Raw genomic sequence first — 20,908 nt, forward strand, 5'->3', positions numbered from 1 at the left:
CCTGCGACCGCCTCGTAGACTTCGCGATCATGGGGAATCACCACCGCTCATCGCGCCTGCTCACGGCCGCGCTCGCTCTCGCCGTCGGGCTCGGCACCGCCCTCGTCCCGATCACCTCCGCCTCCGCCGCCGAGGACGCGCCGTCGACCGTCTCGGTCGAGACCGGCGCTCTCGACGCGTCCCTCGACCGCGCCGACCTCGGCGTCCCGGACCAGTCGACGCAGTACAGCGCCGAGGAGACGAAGAGCTTCCGCGCCGGCTTCATCGTCAGCGACGCCCAGTTCTTCGACGGCGACGCGCTGAGCACCGGTCAGGTGCAGTCGCTCCTGAACGAGAAGGGCAGCCGGTGCTCCACCGCCGGCACCGCCCCCTGCCTCAAGAACTTCTCGCAGGCGACGCCGTCCAAGGCGGCGGACGCGATGTGCAGCGCCTACCAGGGCTCCGGCAGCGAGTCGTCGGCCTCGATCTTCACGCGCGTCGGCCTGGCCTGCGGCATCAACCCGCTCGCCCTGGTCGTGCTCGTGCAGAAGGAGCGGAGCCTCGTCACCGACACGACGCCGAGCCCCGAGGACTACGCCAAGGCGACCGGCTACAACTGCCCGGACACCGCGGCGTGCGACCCCGGCTCGGCGGGCTTCTTCACGCAGGTCTACAGCGCGGCCCGCCAGTTCAAGCGCTACGCCAACCCGCCCGGCTCCGGCTCGAACTTCACCACCTACGCTCCGGGCACGACGCCGAACGTCGCCTACTACCCGAGCACCGCGTGCGGCTCCTCGCCGGTCACCATCCGCAACCAGGCCACGGCCGACCTCTACTACTACACGCCGTACCAGCCCAACGACTACGCGCTCACCGGCTCCGGCAACGCGGCCTGCGCGACATACGGCAACATCAACTTCTGGTACCTCTTCAGCGACTGGAACCCGAACGGCACCCTGGCCAACGCCGGGATCGCCCCCGCGGGACGCGTCGACGCCCCGCGCATCTCGGGCAGCACGCTGAGCGTGTCCGGCTGGGCCGTCGACCCGACGACGCAGCAGGCCGCGCTGACCACGACGGTCACGGTGACCGGCCCCGACGGCACCCGCACGGTCCGCACGCAGACCGCGAACGGCGACCGCGGCGACATCCCGGGCGAGTACTCCGTCGCCGGCCGCGCCCACGGCTTCGGCGCCACCACGCCCGTCTCGGCACCCGGCACCTACCAGGTCTGCGTCTCCGCCGACTCCGTCGACTGGAACCGCTGGGTCGGGACGGGCGACTCCCGGGGCCCCGGCCGGAAGGATCTCGGCTGCTCGTCCGTGAGCACGTCGGCCGGGATCGACGTCTTGCGTCTGGCCGGCACCGACCGCCAGGGCACCGCCGTCGCGATCTCGAAGGCCGTCTTCGGCCCGAACGTCCCCGTCGTCTACATCGCGACCGGCGCGAACTTCCCCGACGCGCTGAGCGCCGCCCCGGTCGCGGCCAAGCAGAAGGGTCCGCTGCTCCTGGTCGACCGCGACTCGATGTCGCAGCCCGTTCGCGACGAGCTCAGCCGGCTCAAGCCGGCGAGGATCGTCGTGGTCGGCTCCGCACTGAGCGTCGGCGACGGCCTGCTGAACCAGCTGAGGTCCTACTCGCCGACGGTGGACCGCATCGGAGGGAAGGACCGCTACGACACGTCCAGGCTCATCATCCAGAGCGCGTTCCCGAGCGGCTCGTCGCGCGCCTGGCTCGCCACGGGCGAGAAGTTCCCCGACGCGCTCGGCGCGAGCGCCGCGGCCGGCTCCGTCGACGCACCCGTCGTCCTCGTGAACGGCACCGGCAGCACGGCCGACGCCGTGACGAAGGGCATCCTCTCGAAGCTCAAGGTGCAGAACCTCACCATCGCGGGCAGCTCCCTGTCGGTGAGCGAGGGGATCAAGAACTCGCTTCCGGTGCCGACGATCACCCGCATCGGCGGAGTCGACCGCTACGACACATCGGAGCAGCTGAACCGGGCCGCCTTCTCGAGGGCCGAGACCGTGTTCCTGGCGACGGGCGAGAACTTTCCCGACGCCCTCGCCGGAGCCACGGCGGCGGGCTACTCGAACAGCCCGCTGTTCGCCGTGCCGACGACCTGCGTGCCCCGCGCCGTCCTGACCGACATCGCGAAGTCGGGAGCTCAGCGGGTCGTCCTCCTCGGCGGTCCCACCACCCTCTCGGAGGACGTCGCGCGGCTCACCCCCTGCGGCTGATCGCCCGCGACCCCGCCACTAGCGTGGAGGGATGACCCCGACCGCACCGTCCCCGACCGGCCTCCGACGCCGGCGGGGCGGTGCGGTCGTCGTCGTCGCGGCGCTGGTGGCACTCCTGCTGGGAGGCTCCGTCGACGGCACGCGCCTCGCAGCGGTGCCGTCCGAGCCGCAGACCGTCCGGCTGTGGACCTTCCTCCAGCCGGGCCCCGTCGCGGCCGACTTCGACCCGGGCGACCTGATCTCCGACGAGGTCTTCTTCGCCGGCGACGCGCTCGGACCGCTCACGGTGCAGGCGTTCCTCGACGCCCGCGTCCCCGACTGCGCGGGCGGGCCGGTGCCGTGCCTGCGCGACTACGCCGAGGACACCGCGGCGATCACGGCCGACGAGCAGTGCGATGCGCTGCCCGCCGGACGCGACGTCCCGGCCGCGGAGATCATCACCTCGGTCGCCGGCGCGTGCGGCGTGAATCCGGCCGTCCTCCTGGTGCTGCTGCAGAAGGAGCAGTCGCTCGTGACCGATCCGGAGCCGAGCGAGCGGCAGTTCCGCAGCGCCACGGGCTACGGCTGCCCGGACACCGCGGACTGCGACACGGACTCCTACGGCTTCGCCGCGCAGGTGTACGGAGCGGCGTGGCAGTTCCAGCGCTACCGGAATCCGGACTCGAGCTTCGACTGGTACCCGGTCGGCGCGGCCGGCGACGTCCGCTACTCCCCGGACGAGTCCTGCGGTACCGCCCCGGTGACGATCGCCAACGCGGCCACGGCGGGTCTCTACTACTACACGCCGTACCAGCCGAATGCGGCGGCGCTCGCGAACCTCTACGGCGAGGGCGACGACTGCTCGGCCTACGGGAACCGGAACTTCTGGCGCATCTTCAGCACCTGGTTCGGCGACCCCCGCGGCTGAGCCGATCGTCTCGAGCCGGCTCGGCATGACGGACGTCAGGCGGCGACGGGGGCCTTCGGGCGCAGGCGCTTCACGGAGACGCCGGCCAGCTCGCCGAGCTCGGCCATGCTCGCGGCGCCGTGCCGCCGGGCCGCGTGCACGACGATCGCGGCGCACGCCTCGGCGTCGGCCGACGCGTCGTGGTGGCGGAAGTCCTCGAAGCCCGCTGCCATGGCGACGACGGGGAGGCGGTAGGAGTCGAGCTCGTACGTCTTGCGGGCGAGCTGCAGCGAGCAGAGGTAGTCGTACTCGGGGTGCTCGAGGGAGGTCGCCGCGCAGGCTGCGCGGATGACGCCCATGTCGAAGCCGGCGTTGTGCGCGACGAACACGTCCTCGCCGGCGAAGGCCGCCAGGTCGGCGAACTGGTCGACCCAGGAGGCGGCGGCGTGCACGTCGTGCTTGCGGATGCCGTGGATCCGCGTGTTCCACTCGAGGAAGTCGTCGTACCCCAACGGCGGGCGGATGAGCCAGCCGGCGCGGTCGACGACGCGGCCGTCGCGGACCTTCACGAGCCCGACGGAGCAGGCGGAGGCCCCGTGCGAGTTGGCGGTCTCGAAGTCGATGGCGGTGAAGTCGATGGGCACGCTCCAGCCTCTCACGCACCTCCGACGCCGCAGGGAGCGTCGCGCGCGCGTCGCCACGAGCGGGCGGGAGCACCCGCCGGCCGCGGGCGGGCGCCTCCCGTTCCTCCGCGCCCCGCCCGCCCGGCCCTTCCGCCGCCACGCCGTAGGATGGATGCCCGTGGCTCTCACTATCGCAATCGTCGGTCTCCCCAACGTCGGCAAGTCGACGCTCTTCAACGCACTGACCAAGAACACGGTGCTCGCGGCGAACTACCCGTTCGCGACGATCGAGCCGAACGTGGGTGTGGTGAACCTGCCCGACTCCCGCCTCGAGGTGCTCGCCGGGATCTTCGGCTCCGAGCGCATCCTCCCGGCGCCCGTCTCCTTCGTCGACATCGCCGGCATCGTGCGCGGCGCGTCCGAGGGCGAGGGCCTGGGCAACAAGTTCCTCGCGAACATCCGCGAGGCCGACGCCATCGCGCAGGTCATCCGCGGCTTCGAGGACTCCGACGTCGTCCACGTCGACGGCAAGGTCGACGCCGCCAGCGACATGGAGACGATCAACACCGAACTGGTCCTCGCCGATCTCCAGACCCTCGAGAAGGCCGAGGCCCGCTACGAGAAGGAGCTCAAGGGCAGGAAGATCGAGCCGATCGTGGTCGAGACCGCGAAGAAGGCGCGCGAGTTCCTCGACCAGGGCAAGCCGCTGTCGGCCTCCTCGATCGATCTGGAGCCGATCCGCGAGCTGGGCCTGCTGACCGCCAAGCCGTTCATCTACGTCTTCAACGTCGACGAGGCCGTGCTGACCGACGACGCCCGGAAGGCCGAGCTCGCGGCCCTGGTCGCGCCGGCGAAGGCGATCTTCCTCGACGCGAAGATCGAGTCCGAGCTGATCGACCTCGACGAGGCCGACGCCGCCGAGATGCTCGAGTCGACCGGCCAGACGGAGTCGGGCCTCAACCAGCTCGCGACCATCGGCTTCGACACCCTGGGCCTCCAGACGTACCTCACGGCCGGCCCGAAGGAGACGCGCGCCTGGACCATCGGGAAGGGCTGGACCGCGCCCCAGGCCGCCGGTGTGATCCATACCGACTTCCAGAAGGGCTTCATCAAGGCCGAGATCATCTCGTTCGACGACCTCGTCGAGACCGGCTCCATCGCCGAGGCCCGCGCGAAGGGCAAGGCCCGCATCGAGGGCAAGGACTATGTCATGCAAGACGGCGACGTCGTGGAGTTCCGCTTCAACGTGTAAGACGGCCGCGCTCGGCTCGAGGCGCCCGGTTCGCTCGGATCCCCGGATCCGCGAGCCGGGCGCTTCTGCGCGGAGGTGCGGGATCGCCGACCCCGGGAGTCCGACACGAGGCCGGTCACATCCCCGGACGTCCGCCCCGCCCCGTCAGTTCAGCACGTCCCCGATCAGCCAGCTCGACAGCCCGACGAGGGTGCAGACGCCGACGACCACCCAGGCGACGGTCAGGCGGACCGAGCGGGAGACCGCCTCCGAGCTGCGGGGAGTGGGACGCAGCGGCGCCGTGTACGCGGGCGGGACGGAGTAGGTCCGGGCCGGCGGGAGGAGTCGGGGGAGAGTGACCGGACGGCCGTCGACCCACTCGGCGGGCAGCTCCGCGGCCTTCGCGGCCTGCAGCGTGAGCTCGACCTTCAGCGGGGATCCGCGGAGGGAGGCGTAGGCGGCGGCGGTGAGGCCGAGGCTCGCGAGGTGGCGGAGGGTCGGGGCGAAATCCGCCGAGAGGGTCGGGGAGAGCTCGCCCACCCGCTCGCCGTCGAGACGGAGCTCGACGAGGTCGCCGGCCGGGTGCAGGGTCACCAGCAGCAGGCCGCGACCGCTCGCCGGAACGACCGTCGAGAGGCGGGCGAAGTGCTCGTCCTCGCGCAGGATCGGCAGGCCCCGCGACCAGGGGAGGATCGAGTGGCGCTCGACGGGCGGCTCGTTGAGCGGCACGAGCAGCTCGGGGGCGACCAGGGCGACGCGGAGGACGGCCCGCAGGCCCTCCTCGCCGCGCTCGACCCGGAGGCGCGCGGTCGTGACCGGGACGGCTCCGCTCGCCACGACCCGGTCGAGAGCGGCCCGGTGGGCGGAGGCGTTCGGCAGGTAGCCGAGGACGCGGCCGCCGACCCGGACCGAGACGGCGTCGAGGCCGGTGGGGTGGTCGGGCTCGGGGATCAGGTCGACCTCGAGGGTCCGCTCGTCGATCTCGCCCTGCTCGAGCGTGCGGCCGATCAGATCGGCGATCTCCTCGATCCGCTCGGCCTCGGCGAGGGCGTCGACGCTCGGGGCGCCGTCGGCGTTCGGGAGGCGGTAGACGACGCGCTCCGTGACGGGGGTGACGGGTGCGTCCCGCACCACCGCGGCACTGTCCTGCGCGGAGCGGCGCGCCTCGGTGAACCGCTTGCCGTTCCACCAGCGCATCTCGGCCGCATCGGCCTCGTCGCGGTACCAGCCCGCCGGCGCACCCTCGTCCATCGACCCCCCCCGTTCCTCCGGCGAACGAGTCTACGAGGAGGGCGGGAGCGTCAGAGACCCGGGTCCGTGGCGGCGGGATCCTCGGGGGCGAGCGCGGCCGCGGGCTCTCCCGAAGCGGGGCCGCTCCACGCACCGGACTCGTGCGCCCGAGGGCCGGCGATCCACTCCAGAGCCTCGCGGACGAGCATCCGGACGTGACGCGCGTGGCCGATGGTGACGGGGGCGGGATCCTCGAGGACCTCGAGCAGGCGGTGCAGCACGGCACGGCTCTGCAGTCGTGTCATGGGCCTCACGGTAGGGGCCCGGTCGCTCGGACGGTAGTGCCGATCCGCGACAGCGCACCCGTCTAGGCTCGCCACATGACTCGTCTCGACGGTGCCGTCGTCCTCGTCCTCGGAGCCTCGGGCGGCCTCGGCCGCCTCCTGGCCGATTCGCTGGAGGCGCGCGGTGCCGTCGCGGTGCGCTCGGGGCGCGACTCCGCGGCGCTCGGCGAGGCACCCCTGGTCGCCGACCTGCGCGGGGAGGACGAGCCCCGGCGCGTGGTCGCCGAGGTGCTCGAGCGGCACGGGCGCCTCGACGGCGTCGTCGTGGCCGCGGGCGTCGTGGCCTTCGGGCCCTCCGCCGAGCTCGATCCGGCCGTTCTGGAGGAGCTCGTCGAGGTGAACGCGCTGGCGCCGATCCGGGTGCTGACCGCCGCGCTGCCGTCGCTCGTCGCGTCGGCGGGCGAGGGGCGCGAGCCGTTCGCGCTGACCATCAGCGGCGTGGTGGCGGAGGCTCCGACCGCGGGACTCGCCGCGTACTCCGCCTCGAAGGCGGCACTGCACTCCTTCGTGAAGGCCTCGGCCCGCGAGTACAAGCGGGCGGGCGTCCTCCTGCTCGACGCGCGCCCCGGCCACACCGAGACCGAGCTGTCCCAACACCCGCTCGCGGGAGACGCGCCCCGCTTCGGCGCGGGTCTGGCGCCGCAGGACGTGGTCGACCGGCTGCTCGACGCGGTCGAGGACGGCGAGACCGACCTGCCTCCTGCGGCGTTCCCCGGCTGACGCCGTCCCGAGACGAGGCGGAGCCGGTCGATCCTCGCGGGAACGCACCGGATCGAGCACTGCAGCCTCGGTCGCGTACAGCCGTCGTGGTCAGCCTGCGCGTCCGGCGGCCGGGTCCGCTATCGGCGCGGCAGCCCGTCCGACCGTCCTCCCCGCAGACGCGGGGATACCCGCCGTTCACCGGAGCGTTGCACGGGCGCACTAGCGTCCCTCCGTGCCCGACACCGCCGATGACGCCCTCCGTCCCACTCCCGAGCTGCTCCGCACGCTCACGCCCGCCGACGCGCGGGACCTCGTCGTGCTGGACGAGGACGACGACGATCCGGTGCTCCTGCGCCGCGACGGCACGCAGATCGACACCTGGCGCGAGGGCTACCCCTACGACGAGCGGATGTCGCGCGAGGAGTACGAGGCGGGCAAGCGCCTCCTCCAGATCGAGCTGCTGAAGCTGCAGAACTGGATCAAGAAGCACGGGCGCCGACTCGTGGTCGTGTTCGAGGGGCGCGACGCCGCGGGCAAGGGCGGCACCATCAAGCGCTTCACCGAGCACCTCAACCCGCGCGGAGCCCGCGTGGTCGCGCTCGAGAAGCCGACCGAGCGCGAGGCCGGTCAGTGGTACTTCCAGCGCTACGTCTCGCACCTGCCGGCCGCCGGCGAGATCGTCCTCTTCGACCGCTCCTGGTACAACCGGGCCGGCGTGGAGCGCGTGATGGGCTTCTGCACGCCGGCGCAGTACGACGAGTTCATCCGCCAGACGCCGCTGTTCGAGCGGATGCTCGTCGGCGACGGCATCGACCTGGTGAAGCTGTGGTTCTCGGTCTCGGCGGAGGAGCAGCGCACCCGGTTCACGATCCGCATGATCGACCCCGTGCGCCAGTGGAAGCTCTCGCCGATGGACCTCGCCTCGCTCGACAAGTGGGGAGACTACACCGCGGCCAAGGAGGCGATGATGGCGGCGACCGACACCGCCGACGCTCCCTGGACCATCGTGAAGAGCAACGACAAGAAGCGCGCCCGGCTCGAGGCCATGCGCTACGTCCTGAGCCTCTACGACTACGACGGACGCGACGAGGAGGTCGTGGGCCCGCTGGGTCCGGACCCGCTGATCGTCGGATCGGCCGCGGACGTGTACGAGCGCGGCGAGCACGCCGCGACGAGCTGACCGGGGGGACGGACATGGGGGAGTCGGGGATCGGCGCGGAGCTGCCGGGGGTGCACCTGCGCTGGCTGGCGCTCGACGAGCAGACGCTGGACGCCGAGCGGCTGCTGCCGCTGCTGAGCGACGAGGAGCGCGAGCGCTACGCCGGCACGGTCGCCGCGTCGGCGGCCGAGCGCTTCGTCTTCGGGCGGGTGCTCCTGCGGATGCTCGCGGCCGAGCTCACGGGGACGCGCGCGTCGGAGGTCCGGGTCGTCGCGTGCTGCCCTCGCTGCGGGGGCGCGCACGGCCGGCCGCGGCTGGAGGGACGCGGGATCGCGCTCGAGCTGCTGTCGGTGAGCATCGCGCACTGCGCGGGCGCCGTCGTGGTCGCGGTGAGCAGCGCCGGTGCGGTCGGCGTCGATGTGGAGCCGACGCTGGGCACGCCCGAGCGCGGGGAGCGGATCACGCGCATCGCCGGGGCGCCCTTCGCCACGGGCGGGATGCGCCCCGCCGACCCCGTCCTGCACTGGACCCGGATCGAGGCCGCGCTGAAGGCGGACGGCCGCGGGCTCGAGCTCGACCCGCGCCGGGTGCACGTGCACGAGTCGCACCACGCGGCGGAGGCGCGGATCGACGGCGTCCGCTTCCGGCTGGCCGAGCCGCAGCTGGACCCCGCGCTGCGGGTCAGCGTCGCCCTCGGACCGATGGGGGACGCGGGCGCCGGGCCCATCATCGGCTGGCGGCGCGAGCACGGCGACGCGCTCGCGGACTCGCTGGTGTCAGCGCCGGGACGGTAGCGGCGGCAGCTCCTCGTCGAGGAGCCAGGTGTCGAGCAGGTCGTCCACGCCCTCGCCGAGGACCTCGGTGCAGAGCTCGCGGAACTCCTCGTCGGTGACGGCGGCGGAGGAGTAGCGGGACGTCCACTCCCGCAGCAGCCGGAGGAAGGGCTCGTCGCCGACGGTGAGCCGCAGCGCGTGCAGGGTGAGCGCGCCGCGCTTGTAGACGCGGTCGTCGAAGAGCGCGACCGGCCCCGGATCGGCGAGCACGAGATCCTGCGCCGCATCCCGCAGCACCGCGTGGTGGCGGCGGGCGCAGGCGTCGGCGGTGGCGCGGCCCGACTCCTCCGACCACAGCCACTCCGCGTAGCAGGCGAACCCCTCGTTGAGCCAGATGTGGCGCCACCGGGCGATGCCCACGCTGTTGCCGAACCACTGGTGCGCGAGCTCGTGCGCGATGAGGCGCTCCGAGCCGCCGCGGCCGTCGGCGTGGTTGGCGCCGAACACCGCCATCGCCTGCGCCTCGAGCGGGATCTCCAGCTCGTCCGCCGTGACGACGACGCAGTAGCGGGCGAAGGGGTAGGGCCCGAACAGCCGCGTGAACAGGGCGAGCATGCGCTCGAGCGGAGCGAAGTCGTGCGCGACCCGAGCGGCCAGGGCGGCGGGGCGGGCGAGGGTCACCGCGACGCCGGCGAGCACGCACTCCTCGATCGCGTAGCGGCCGATCTGCACCGAGGCGAGGTACGCGGCGCTGGGCTCGCGCTGCTCGTAGAGCCAGGTGCGGCGGCCGGAGCGGGCGCTCGAGTCGATGAGCACCCCGTTCGCGAGCACGGCGTAGCCCTCCTCGGCGGTGACGCGCAGGCGGTACGGAGCCTTCTCGGCGACGTCGTCGTTGCAGGGGAACCAGGTGGAGGAGCCGGAGGGCTGCGAGGCGACGAGCACCCCGTCCTCCAGCTCCTCCCAGCCGAGCTCGCCCCAGTGGGTGGCGCGGGGGGCGGGGTGGCCGCTGTACTCGATCTCGACGTCGACGCTCTCGCCGGCGGCCAGCGGCTCGGCGGGGGACACCCGCAGCTTGTGCGGCGCCTGCTCGTGGCGGGCGCGGCGTCCGTCGATCCGGACGCGGGCCACGCGGAGCCGGGAGAGGTCGAGGGAGAACCGCCGGAGCGACTGCAGCGCGACGATCCGCAGCACGGCCCGGCCGGTCAGGCGGTTCGAGGCGACGCGGTAGTCGAGGTCGAGGTCGTAGGACTCGACGCGGTAGCCGGTGTTCCCGATGCCGGGGACGTAGGGGTCGCCGGCGGTCTCGAGCCCGGTCAGCGCGGGGCTCACGCGACGGGCGCGTGGTAGTCGGCGACGCGCACCTCGCGCCACGGGCCGATCGGGTTGCCGCTCCAGCGGCTGCCCGCGGGCACGAGCTCCCCCCGCATCACGAGCGAGGCCGGGCCGACCGTGCCGTGCTCGGCGATCCGCGCGGCGGGGAGGATCACGCTGTGCGGGCCCAGGGTGGCGCCGGCGTCGAGGCTCACGAGATCCATGCTCATGATTCGATCATGGAACAGGTGCGTCTGCACGACGCAGCCCCGGTTCACGGTCGCTCCGTCGCCGAGCGAGATCAGATCGGCCTCGGGGAGCCAGTAGCTCTCGCACCAGACGCCGCGTCCGATCCGGGCGCCGAGGCTCCGCAGCCACCAGACCAGCGCCGGAGTGCCCGCGGCGGCGTGGGCGAACCAGGGCGCGGCGACCATCTCGGTGAAGGCGTCGGCCAGCTCGCTCCGCCAGACGAACGAGGACCACAGCGGCTGCTCGCTCGGCTCGACCCGCTGGATCAGGATCCACTTCGCGGCGGTGGAGACGGCCGCGGCGACCGCCCCGGCGGCCAGCAGCACGACGCCTCCCACGAGCGCGGCGAGCACCGCCCCGAGCGTCTGGATCAGCGCGAGCAGTCCGGCGACCACGCCGAGGCCGATCGCGACCGAGACGACCACCGGGACGAAGCGGCCGAGCTCCCACGCGATGCGGGCCGCGCGGAGTCGGCGGGCCGGGCGGAAGGTGCGCGCCGACTCCGCCTCGACGACGGTGCGCCGCAGCCGCACGGGCGGTGAGCCGAGCCACGACGAGCCCGCCTTCGACTTCCGGGGCGCGGAGGAGAGGACGGCGACGAGTCCGCCGGCGGGCACGGTGTGACCGGGAGCCGCCATGCCGGAGTTGCCGAGGAACGCGCGCTCGCCGATCTCGGCGCGGGCGAGCCGCATCCAGCCGCCGCCGAGCGCGTAGGAGGCGACGAGCGTGTCGTCGGCGAGGAACGCGCCGTCGCGGATGGTCGTCATCGCGGGCAGGAGCAGCACCGTCGAGGCCTCGACGTCGCGTCCGACCTTCGCGCCGAGGAGCCGCAGCCAGACCGGGGTGAACAGGCCCGAGTAGAGCGGGAAGAGCAGGACCCGCGCGGAGTCGAGCAGCCGCTCCGTCGACCAGACCTGCCAGCCGATCCGACCGCGCACGGGGTGGGTGCCCGGCTCGACGCCCCGGCCGAGCAGGCGCACCAGGACGACGACGAGGGCGGCGAGGACGACTCCGGAGACGGCGACGGCGGGCACGAGGGCGGCGAGAGCGGGCCCGAGCGCGGCGCCGAGGCCGGCCGAGCCGCGCACGGCGGCGGCCACGACGGCGAGCCCGGCCGCGAGGGCGAGGACCGGGACCGCTGCGAGGCCGACCGCGGACGCTCCGTACGCCCAGACCCAGCCCGGGCGGCGCGCCGGGCGCTCCGAGGGGAACCCGGCGTTCGCCCTGCCGAGCCGCTGGGCGGGGGATCCTCCCCAGCGCTGCCCGGCCGGCACCCGCCCGAAGACGGCCGATCCCGGCTCGATCTGCGCGTGCTTGCCGATCCGGGCGCCGGGGAGGAGCGTGCTGCGCGCGCCCACCGTGCTGCCCGCGCCGACCCGGACGGCGCCGACGCGCAGGACGTCGCCGTCGATCCAGTAGCCGGAGAGGTCGACCTCGGGCTCGATCGCGGCGCCGCGCCCGAGCGTGAGCATCCCAGTCAGCGGAGGGAGGGAGTGCAGGTCGACGTCGTCGGCGATGCGGGCACCGAGCGCGCGGGCGTAGTAGGCGACCCAGGGCGCGCCCGCCAGGCTCACGGCCTTGAGCTGGAACGCGATCTGCTCGGCCAGCCAGAGCCGGAGGTGCACGCTCCCGCCGCGCGGGTGGTCTCCGGCTCGGATCCCGCGCAGCAGGGTGCGCGCGGCGAGGACGGTGAGCCCCATCCGCCCGAACGGCGTGAGGAAGAGCGCGAACGCGGGGATCAGCGCGGCGAGCGGAGCGGTGGGCAGCCAGCCGAACCCCGGCACCAGGTCGAGCACCGCGGTGACGGTGAGGATCGCAGTGACCCAGCGGGCGCTGCCGAGCACGAGCAGCGGTGCGCCGAGGAGGGTCTGCAGCACGCGCATCCTGAGGGGGACCGGCGCGATGCGGTGAGCGGACACCTCCGCAGTGCCGGTCGAGCGGCTCTGGATCTCGGCGGCCATCGCCGCGAGACGCGGGTGGGCGTAGACGTCGGCGACCGTGAACTCGGGGTCGCGCTCGCGGATCCGCGCGACCAGCTGGGCGGCGGCGAGGGAGCCGCCGCCGAGGTCGAAGAAGTTCGCCCGCTCGTCGACCGGCACGCCGAGCACGTCGCGCCAGAGGGCGGCGAGCCACGCCTCCTCGGGGTCGAGGGAGGCGTCCTCGGTCGTGCCCACGGCGAGCGGCCAGGGGAGTGCGGCGCGGTCGACCTTGCCGGAGACGCGGGTCGGCAGCTCCTCGACCACGGCCAGCAGCGGCACGAGGGATGCGGGCAGCTCCTCACGCAGGCGGGCGAGCGCCGCGTCGCGGTCGAGCTCCCGGCCGCCGGCGAGGGCCAGGTAGCCGACGAGGACCTGGTTGCCGGCCGCCGTGGTGCGGACCGCGGCCGCCGCCCCCGAGACTCCGGGGAGCGCCTGCAGCGCCGCCTCGACCTCGCCGAGCTCGATCCGCCGACCGCCGAGCTTCACCTGGTCGTCCGCGCGCCCCTGGAAGATCAGGCCGGCGCTCTCGAAGCGCACCAGGTCGCCGGAGCGGTAGGCCCGCTCCCAGCCCAGGAGCGGTGCCGGCGCGTACTTCTCGGCGTCCTTGACCGGGTCGAGGTAGCGCGCGAGCCCGGCCCCGCCGATGACCAGCTCGCCGACCTCGCCCTCGCCGACCCGCTGCCCGTCCGCGTCCACGACGGCGAGCCGCCAGCCGTCCAGCGGCAGCCCGATGCGCACCGGGGGAGGCCCGCCGAGGGGCGCGGCGCAGGCGACGACGGTGGCCTCGGTCGGCCCGTAGGTGTTCCAGACCTCGCGGCCCTCGACGGCCAGGCGCTCGCCGAGCTCCGGCGGGCACGCCTCGCCGCCGAAGATCAGCAGGCGGACGTTCTCGAGCGACTCCGCGGGCCAGAGCGCCGCGAGGGTCGGCACGGTCGAGACCACGGTGATGCCGTGCGTGGTCAGCCAGGGGCCGAGGTCCATGCCGCTGCGGACCAGCGAGCGGGGAGCGGGGACGAGGCAGGCGCCGTGCCGCCAGGCGAGCCACATCTCCTCGCAGGACGCGTCGAACGCGACCGAGAGACCGGCCAGCACCCGGTCCCCGGGGCCGAGCGGCTCCGCCTGGAGGAACAGGCGCGCCTCGGCGTCGACGAAGGCGGCGGCGGAGCGGTGGCTGACCGCCACTCCCTTGGGGGTTCCGGTGGAGCCGGAGGTGAAGATGATCCAGGCGTCGTCCTCGAGCGAGGGCGGCTGCAGCAGCGGGATCGACGCCGTGCTCGGGTGCGGCGCGCTCGCGGTGAACAGGCGCGCGGCCGGCTCGTCGGCGCCGGTGCGCTCGAAGCGGCCGGAGCCGGTGATCACGCCGCGGACGGCGGCCTCGCCGAAGACGAGGCGCGCCCGCTCCTCGGGGTCGTCCGCGTCCACCGGGACGTACGCGGCTCCCGCGGCGAGGACGGCCAGGATCGCGAGGTAGAGCTCGCGGGAGCCGCTGGGCATGCGGATCCCGACACGGTCGCCGCGTCGGACCCCGGCGGCGGTGAGCTCGCCCGCGAGCTGCACCGTGCGGGCCAGCAGCTCCCGGTAGCTGAGCGCGCCGGCCGGGTCCTCCAGGGCGGAGGCGTCCGGGTGGCGCTCCGCGGTGTCGCGGAGGACGTCGACCAGCGTGCGGGGAGGCGGGGTGGCCGCTCCGGCGTCGAGCACGTCCTGGGGGCCGGCCGTCTCGGTCACGTCTCGTCTCCGTCCCGGCCGCGCGATCGGGAGCGCGGCGGCCGGGGCGACACCGTAGGGAGGCGGAGTGACGCGGAGGTGAACAGGCGGGGTCGGCCCCCCCGGCTCAGTGCGCCATCGGGAGCGGCGCGTCCGACTCCGCCGGGCGGCGGACGAAGAACGCGGCCACGATCGCGACCGTCGCGATCGACGCGCCCCACAGGAACGCGGAGTGGATGCCGCCGGCGTAGGAGGCGACCTCGTCGGCGCCGCCCTGCGCGAGCTCCGCCGACCGGATCGAGAGGACGGTGACGAACAGCGCCGTGCCGGCCGCGCCGCCCAGCTGCTGCACGGTGCCGATGATGGCGCTGCCGTGGGAGTAGAGCGAGGGGCGCACCGAGCCGAGGCCGGCGGTGAACAGCGGCGTGAAGACGAAGGCGAGGCCCAGGCTGAGGGTGACGTGCAGCGAGAGGACGAACCAGGGCGACGAGTCCGCCGCGAGCAGGGTGTACCCCCACAGTGCGCCGGCGACGACGATCGAGCCGGGCACGAGCAGCACGCGCGGGCCGAAGCGGTCGTAGCCGCGGCCGACGAACGGCGCGAGCAGGCCCATCAGCAGGCCGCCGGGGAGCAGGAGCAGCCCGGTCTCCAGCGGAGTGAGGCCCAGCACGTTCTGCGTGTAGAGGGGCAGCAGGATCAGCGTGCCGAAGAGCGCCGACATGCTGACCGCCATCATCGCGATGACGATGGTGAAGTTCGCGGAGGAGAAGGTCCGGAGGTCCAGCAGGGCCCGGTCGGTGCGCTGCAGCAGCAGCTGGCGCGCGATGAAGCCCGCGAGGCCGAGGCCCGCGACGACGAACGGGATCCACGGCGCGACGACAGCGCCTCCGCCCTCGCCGAGGCTCGACAGGCCGTAGACGAGGCCGCCGAAGCCGAAGACCGAGAGGACGACCGAGAGCGAGTCGATCGGGATGGAGCGGGGCTCGGTGACGTTCTCGACCTTGCGCAGGCCCAGGAGAAGCGCGCCGATCGCGATCGGCAGCACGATCCAGAACATCCAGCGCCAGCCGAGGAAGTTGAGGATGACGCCCGAGATCGTCGGTCCGACGGCCGGAGCCACCGAGATGACGATCGAGATGTTGCCCATCATCCGGCCGCGGATCGCCGGGGGCACCAGCGTCATCACGGTCGTCATCAGCAGCGGCATCATGATGGCCGTGCCGCCGGCCTGCACCACGCGGGCCGCCAGGAGGACCGCGAAGGTCGGGGCGAGCGCGGCGGTGAGCGTGCCGAGGCTGAAGAGGATCATCGCGGCGGCGAAGAGCGTGCGGGTGTGCAGCCGCTGGATCAGGTAGCCCGTGATCGGGATGACGACGGCCATCGTGAGCATGAAGGCGGTCGAGAGCCACTGGCCCACGTGCGCCTCGACGTCGAAGTCGCGCATGAGGTCGGGCAGCGCCACGCTCATGATCGTCTCGTTGAGGATCACGACGAACGCCGACACCAGCAGGAGGCTGATGACCAGGCGGCTGCGCGGCTCGAGGGTCGTGGCGGCGGCGGGTGCGGCGGGCCGCGCGGCGGGAAGGGTGCTGCGCTCGGTCACAGGTGTTCTCCGGTCGTGAGGGGATCGGTGTGAGGGGCGCATCGACGGCTCGACTCGCGGGCGCGGATGCGGGGTACGGAGGGAGAACAGCGGCGGACGCCCCGGACATTCCCGATCGACGGGGATCCGCTGCGAGAGGTCTCAGGTGAGGACCGTGGAGAGCGCGGAGGACGCGGCCTCGGCCTCCTCGAGCGTGGCGCCCTCGCCGAAGCTGAACCGCACGGCGGTCCGGGCGACGTCGGGGTCGAGGCCGAGGGCCAGCAGCGCGGGCGAGGGCTCGTCGCGCCCGGCGGCGCACGCCGAGCCGCTCGAGACGACGACGCCGCGCTCCTCCAGCTCGAGGAGCGTCGACTCGCCGCTGCGCCCGGGGACGGCGTACGCGGCGATCGAGGGGAGCCGGTGCGCCGCGGAGCCCAGCGGCACGGCCCGGGGCGCCAGGGCCGCGACCCGCTCGGCGAACGCGTCCCGGACCGCTCCGACCCGCGCCGCGCGGTCCGGATCGAGCAGGCGCACCGCGGTGCCGAGCGCGACCGCGAAGGCCACGTTCTCGGTGCCCGAGCGCCGCTCCCGCTCCTGGCCGCCGCCGTGCAGCAGGGGCTCGAACGGGAGCCGGCTGCGCAGCAGCAGCGCCCCCACGCCCTTCGGCGCCCCGAGCTTGTGCCCCGAGACCGAGACCGCGTCGGCGCCCCAGCCCGCGACGTCCAGCCAGCCGGCGGCCTGGACGGCGTCCACGTGCAGCGGCACGCCGCGCGATCGGCAGAGCGCCGCGATCGCCGGAACGTCCTGCACCGTCCCGATCTCGTTGCTCGCCGCGAGCACCGAGACCAGCGCGGTGTCCGGCCGGACCAGCGCGGCGAGCGCGTCGAGGTCGAGCAGGCCGGTCGCGTCGACGGGGGCCGTCGACACCTCGAAGCCGTGCAGGCGCCGGAGGTGGTCGGCCGACTCGACGGTCGCCTCGTGCTCGAGCGCCGAGATCACCAGGTGCCGTCCGCGCGGCGATCCCAGCGCGAGGCCCTTGACCGCCGTGTTGATCGACTCCGTGCCGCCGGAGGTGAAGAGCGTCTCGGAGGCGCGGCCGCCGAGGAAGCGGGCCACGTGAGCGCGCGCCGCCTCCAGCGCGCGCGCCGCGGCGTCGCCGAGCGAGTGGCTGCTCGACGGATTGCCGTACTCGGCGGTGAGGAACGGCCACATGGCCTCCAGCACCTCGCGGCGCACGGGCGAGGTCGCGGCGTGGTCGAGGTAGATCACTCGACCGCGATGTCCAGGCCGAGGTCGAGCGAGCGGACGCTGTGGGTGAGCGCGCCGACGGAGATCACGTCGACCCCCGCCTCCGCGATCGCGCGCACGGTCGAGAGGTCGACGCCGCCGCTCGCCTCGACCACGGCCCGCCCGCCGATGAGGGCGACGCCCTGGCGGAGCAGCTCGGGGGTGAAGTTGTCGAGCATGATCGTGTCCGCGCCTCCCGCCAGCGCGGGCTCGATCTGGTCGAGCCGGTCGACCTCGACCTCGAGGTGCGCCGTGTGCGGGATCGAGGCGCGCGCCGCCCGCAGGGCCGCGGTCAGGTCGATCCCGCGCGCGGCGAGCACCGCGAGGTGGTTGTCCTTCGCCAGCACCGCGTCCGAGAGCGAGAAGCGGTGGTTGCGGCCGCCGCCGCTGCGGACGGCGTGCCTCTCGAGCGCGCGCAGGCCCGGCGTGGTCTTGCGGGTGTCGACGATGCGGGCGCGCGTCCCCTCCACCGCGGCGACGTACTGCGCCGTCAGGGTGGCGATGCCGCTCATCCGCTGCACGAGGTTGAGCGCGACCCGCTCGCCGCGGAGCACGCCGCCCGCGGGGCCCTCGATCCGGGCGAGGGTCTGCCCGGCCTCGAAGACCGCGCCGTCCTCTACGAGCACCGAGCAGCGGATCCGGGAGTCGACCTGCCGCATCGTGCCGACGAGGACGGCGCCGCCGCTGAAGACGCCGGGCTCGCGGGCCACGAGGGCTGCGCTCGCGGTGGCGTCCGCGGGGAGGAGGGTGTCGGAGGTCAGGTCGCCCCAGGGCGCGTCCTCCTCGAGGGCGAGGGTGACGACGCGGTCGATGCTCTGGCGGGTCAGCACGGAAGGGCCGCCTCTCTGGTGGGGGCGGCGGCGCTCGCCGTCGCGGGGTCGGGGGAGTCGATGCGGTGGTGGGCGCCGACGGAGTGCGTGCGCGCGAGCGCGGCGTCGATGAGAGCGAGGGCGCAGGTCAGCAGGTTCGCGTCCTCGAGCGTCCTCAGTCCGAGCGGAGCGGGCGAGGCGGAGGCGACGAGCGCGCCGCGCGCCGCTGTGAGCCCCGCCGCGTCCCGGGAGAGGCCGGCTCCCGCCCACATCGCGTCCTGGAGAGCGGTGCGGTCGAGCGTCATCGGGACGACGGCGCGGGGAGGGGCGACCGGGCCCCCGCTCCAGGAGAGGGAGTCGAGGGCGAGCGCCGCGCGGCGCGCGAACACGACGCCCTCGAGCAGGCTGTTGGAGGCGAGGCGGTTCGCGCCGTGGACGCCGGTGCGGGCGACCTCGCCGACCGCGAGCAGCCCGGGGAGGCTGGTGCGCCCGTCCAGGTCGGTCGCGATCCCGCCCATCCAGTAGTGCGCGGCCGGAGTCACGGGCAGCAGGTCGTCGGCGAGCGAGAGCCCGTTCTCGCGGCAGGCCGCCGAGATCGTCGGGAACCTCTTCGCCAGCACCTCGGAGTCGATCGCCCGGGCGTCCAGGTGCACGGGCAGTCCGCCCTGCAGCCGCATCCGCTCCGCGATCGCGCGCGCCACGACGTCGCGCGGCGCCAGCTCGGCCTCGGGGTGCACCCCGGCCAGAAACCGCTCGCCGGCGGCGTCGCGCAGCACCGCGCCCTCGCCGCGCACCGCCTCCGAGACGAGGAAGCCTCCCGGCAGCGCGAGCGTGGTCGGGTGGAACTGGTAGAACTCCAGGTCCGCCGTCTCCGCTCCGGCCCGCAGGGCGGCGGCGAGCCCGTCCCCGGTCGCGACGGACGGATTGGTGGTGTGCCGGTAGAGCTGCCCGGCGCCTCCGGTGGCCAGCACGACCGCGTCGGCTGCCAGGCGCTCGAGCACGCCGTCGTGCAGGACGTCGGCGCCCGTGACCGAGCCGCCCTCCCGCACCAGGTCGACCAGGGCGGCGTGCTCGCGCACCTCGACCGACGAGGCCCGCACCGCCGCCACGAGAGCGGCCTCGATCGCGGCGCCCGTCGCGTCGCCGCCGGCGTGCAGGATCCGCGGACGCGAGTGGGCGCCCTCGAGTCCCCGCGCCAGCTCGCCGCCCTCGCGGTCGAAGCCGACGCCCCACTCCTGCAGCACCGCGACCGCCTCCGGCCCCTCGGCGCAGAGCACCTCGACCGCCGAGCGCACGGCGAGGCCCGCACCGGCGGTGAGCGTGTCCTCCACGTGCAGCGCCACGGAGTCGCCCGGCGCCGTGACCGCGGCGATCCCGCCCTGCGCGGCGCGCGTCGACGACTCCGCCAGCGCGCCCTTGGTGACGAGCAGCACCTCGTGGCGGCGCTGCGCCGTCAGCGCAGCGACCAGCCCGGCGATGCCGCTGCCGACGACGACGACCCGCGCCATGTCAGACCGCCGTCGGCCCGGCGGGCGGAACGGCCGCGAGCATCCGCTCGAGGGCGATGCGCGCCTCGGCCTGCACCGACTCCGCGACCTCGATGCGGTTGAGCACCGTCCCCGCGACCAGTCCCTCGAGCACCCAGGCGAGGTAGCCGGGGTGGATGCGGTACATGGTCGAGCAGGGGCAGACCACGTCGTCGAGGCAGAAGATCGTGTGCTGCGGGTACTGGACGGCGAGGCGCTGCACCAGGTTGATCTCGGTGCCGATCGCGAAGGTCGATCCCGCGGGTGCCGCCTGGATCGCCTTCACGATGTAGTCGGTCGAGCCGTACTCGTCGGCCGCGTCGACGACCGCCATCGGGCACTCCGGGTGCACGATCACGCGCACGCCCGGGTGTTCGGCGCGCGCCTTCGCGATCTGGGCCGTCGTGAAGCGCTTGTGCACCGAGCAGAAGCCGTGCCAGAGGATCACCTGCGCGTCCAGGAGCGTCGCGGTGTCGGAGCCGCCCTGCGGCTTCCGCGGGTTCCACATCGGCATCCGCTCCAGCGGAACGCCCATCGCCTTGGCGGTGTTGCGGCCGAGGTGCTGGTCGGGGAAGAACAGCACCCGCTGCCCGCGCGCGAACGCGTCCTCGAGAACGGTCGCCGCGTTCGAGGAGGTGCAGACCACGCCTCCGTTGCGGCCGCAGAACGCCTTCAGCGCGGCGGAGGAGTTCATGTACGTGACCGGGACGAGCGGCACGCGGCCGTCGGCGTCCGGCTCGGTGCCGTAGAGCTCGGTGAGCTCGGCCCAGGCGTCCTCGACGGAGTCGATGTCGGCCATGTCCGCCATCGAGCAGCCGGCCGCCAGGTTCGGGAGGATCACGGCCTGCTCCGGTCCGGAGAGGATGTCGGCCGTCTCCGCCATGAAGTGCACGCCGCAGAAGACGATCGCCTCGGCGTCGGGCCGGCTCGTCGCCGCCTTCGCCAGCTGGAACGAGTCGCCCACGTAGTCGGCGTACTGCACCACCTCGTCCCGCTGGTAGAAGTGCCCGAGCACGACGACCCGCTCGCCGAGGGTCTCCTTCGCCGCGAGGATGCGGTGGTGCAGCTCGTCGGCGCTCGCCGTCGTGTACTCCTCCGGCAGACGTCCCTGGACCGGGGCGTCGGCCGGGATCGGGTCGGCCTGGGAGGCGCCGGGCCCGTAGGCGGGCAGGCCGAGGTCGAACGACCAGGGGGCCTCCGCGAGCTCGGGCGCGCAGGTGGCGCCGGGCGCGGAGCCGCCCTCGATGAGCCGGATGGTGCTGTCGACGGATGTCACGGTGTTCTCCTCGTGAGGCGG

The 20,908-nt window shown here is 74.0% G+C and carries 16 protein-coding genes; 6 read left to right on the forward strand and 10 right to left on the reverse strand.

Translation table 11 applies throughout. From position 1 onward, the window contains the following. The first annotated feature begins 29 nt into the window (after positions 1–29). Together C5C30_RS00655 and C5C30_RS00660 are read left to right on the forward strand one after the other, a co-directional pair. The gene (locus C5C30_RS00655; RefSeq protein WP_104332990.1) at positions 30–2,216 is read left to right on the forward strand and encodes a cell wall-binding repeat-containing protein; all 2,187 of its coding nucleotides are present in this window, start codon (positions 30–32) and stop codon (positions 2,214–2,216) included. Positions 2,217–2,247: 31 nt separating this feature from the next. Continuing rightward, a complete protein-coding gene (locus tag C5C30_RS00660; RefSeq protein ID WP_104332991.1) occupies positions 2,248–3,123 on the forward strand; it encodes a hemagglutinin in 876 nt (291 codons plus the stop codon). 35 nt (positions 3,124–3,158) lie between these two features. Here C5C30_RS00660 and C5C30_RS00665 read toward each other — a convergent pair whose 3' ends face one another. Further along, positions 3,159–3,746, reverse strand: coding sequence for an exonuclease domain-containing protein (locus C5C30_RS00665; protein WP_104224410.1), 588 nt, complete (start codon positions 3,744–3,746; stop codon positions 3,159–3,161). A 157-nt stretch (positions 3,747–3,903) separates the two neighbouring features. On the opposite strand from C5C30_RS00665, the gene ychF reads away from it, so the two are divergent. Then, complete coding sequence (gene ychF / locus C5C30_RS00670; RefSeq protein WP_104222958.1) at positions 3,904–4,977, forward strand: redox-regulated ATPase YchF; 1,074 nt, start codon at positions 3,904–3,906, stop codon at positions 4,975–4,977. Between the two features lie 144 nt (positions 4,978–5,121). Here the strand turns inward: ychF and C5C30_RS00675 are convergent, their stop codons facing one another. Next, positions 5,122–6,207: a DUF2510 domain-containing protein gene (locus C5C30_RS00675; protein ID WP_104332992.1), complete on the reverse strand. Its 1,086-nt coding sequence runs from the start codon at positions 6,205–6,207 to the stop codon at positions 5,122–5,124. 50 nt (positions 6,208–6,257) lie between these two features. After that, positions 6,258–6,491, reverse strand: a complete 234-nt coding sequence (locus C5C30_RS00680; RefSeq protein WP_104222960.1) for a hypothetical protein — start codon at positions 6,489–6,491, stop codon at positions 6,258–6,260. A gap of 75 nt (positions 6,492–6,566) precedes the next feature. Between C5C30_RS00680 and C5C30_RS00685 the strand changes: the two genes are divergently transcribed. The 3 genes from C5C30_RS00685 to C5C30_RS00695 all read left to right on the forward strand — a co-directional run bounded on the left by C5C30_RS00685 (position 6,567) and on the right by C5C30_RS00695 (position 9,185). Then, positions 6,567–7,250 (forward strand): SDR family oxidoreductase, encoded by a 684-nt coding sequence (locus C5C30_RS00685; RefSeq protein ID WP_104317623.1) that lies wholly within the window; start codon positions 6,567–6,569, stop codon positions 7,248–7,250. A gap of 301 nt (positions 7,251–7,551) precedes the next feature. Beyond that, on the forward strand, positions 7,552–8,412 hold the full coding sequence (gene ppk2, locus C5C30_RS00690) for a polyphosphate kinase 2 (protein ID WP_244229668.1): 861 nt from the start codon (positions 7,552–7,554) through the stop codon (positions 8,410–8,412). 14 nt (positions 8,413–8,426) lie between these two features. Continuing rightward, positions 8,427–9,185, forward strand: coding sequence for a 4'-phosphopantetheinyl transferase superfamily protein (locus tag C5C30_RS00695; protein ID WP_104317624.1), 759 nt, complete (start codon positions 8,427–8,429; stop codon positions 9,183–9,185). Here the strand turns inward: C5C30_RS00695 and C5C30_RS00700 are convergent. The 7 genes from C5C30_RS00700 to nadA form a co-directional block, all read right to left on the reverse strand. Continuing rightward, positions 9,168–10,493, reverse strand: a complete 1,326-nt coding sequence (locus C5C30_RS00700; protein ID WP_258065740.1) for a M1 family metallopeptidase — start codon at positions 10,491–10,493, stop codon at positions 9,168–9,170. The genes C5C30_RS00695 and C5C30_RS00700 overlap by 18 nt on opposite strands. Further along, entirely contained in the window at positions 10,490–14,428 is a 3,939-nt protein-coding gene (locus tag C5C30_RS00705; RefSeq protein ID WP_258063162.1) for a Pls/PosA family non-ribosomal peptide synthetase, read from the reverse strand. The genes C5C30_RS00700 and C5C30_RS00705 overlap by 4 nt, the downstream gene beginning before the upstream one ends. Positions 14,429–14,534: 106 nt before the next feature. Beyond that, positions 14,535–16,052: an MDR family MFS transporter gene (locus tag C5C30_RS00710; RefSeq protein WP_104246616.1), complete on the reverse strand. Its 1,518-nt coding sequence runs from the start codon at positions 16,050–16,052 to the stop codon at positions 14,535–14,537. 99 nt (positions 16,053–16,151) lie between these two features. Further along, positions 16,152–17,258: a cysteine desulfurase family protein gene (locus C5C30_RS00715; protein WP_104246615.1), complete on the reverse strand. Its 1,107-nt coding sequence runs from the start codon at positions 17,256–17,258 to the stop codon at positions 16,152–16,154. After that, positions 17,255–18,106, reverse strand: a complete 852-nt coding sequence (gene nadC, locus C5C30_RS00720; protein WP_104266935.1) for a carboxylating nicotinate-nucleotide diphosphorylase — start codon at positions 18,104–18,106, stop codon at positions 17,255–17,257. Before nadC ends, C5C30_RS00715 begins: the two co-directional genes overlap by 4 nt. Continuing rightward, positions 18,100–19,593 carry an L-aspartate oxidase gene (gene nadB / locus C5C30_RS00725; protein ID WP_104332993.1) on the reverse strand — a complete coding sequence of 498 codons (1,494 nt, stop codon included), beginning with the start codon at positions 19,591–19,593 and terminating at the stop codon, positions 18,100–18,102. Before nadB ends, nadC begins: the two co-directional genes overlap by 7 nt. Position 19,594: 1 nt before the next feature. Further along, entirely contained in the window at positions 19,595–20,887 is a 1,293-nt protein-coding gene (nadA, locus tag C5C30_RS00730) for a quinolinate synthase NadA (protein WP_104332994.1), read from the reverse strand. Positions 20,888–20,908: the final 21 nt, after the last annotated feature.

The sequence above is a fragment of the Rathayibacter sp. AY2B5 genome (assembly GCF_002931645.1).
Classification (GTDB): Bacteria; Actinomycetota; Actinomycetes; order Actinomycetales; family Microbacteriaceae; genus Rathayibacter.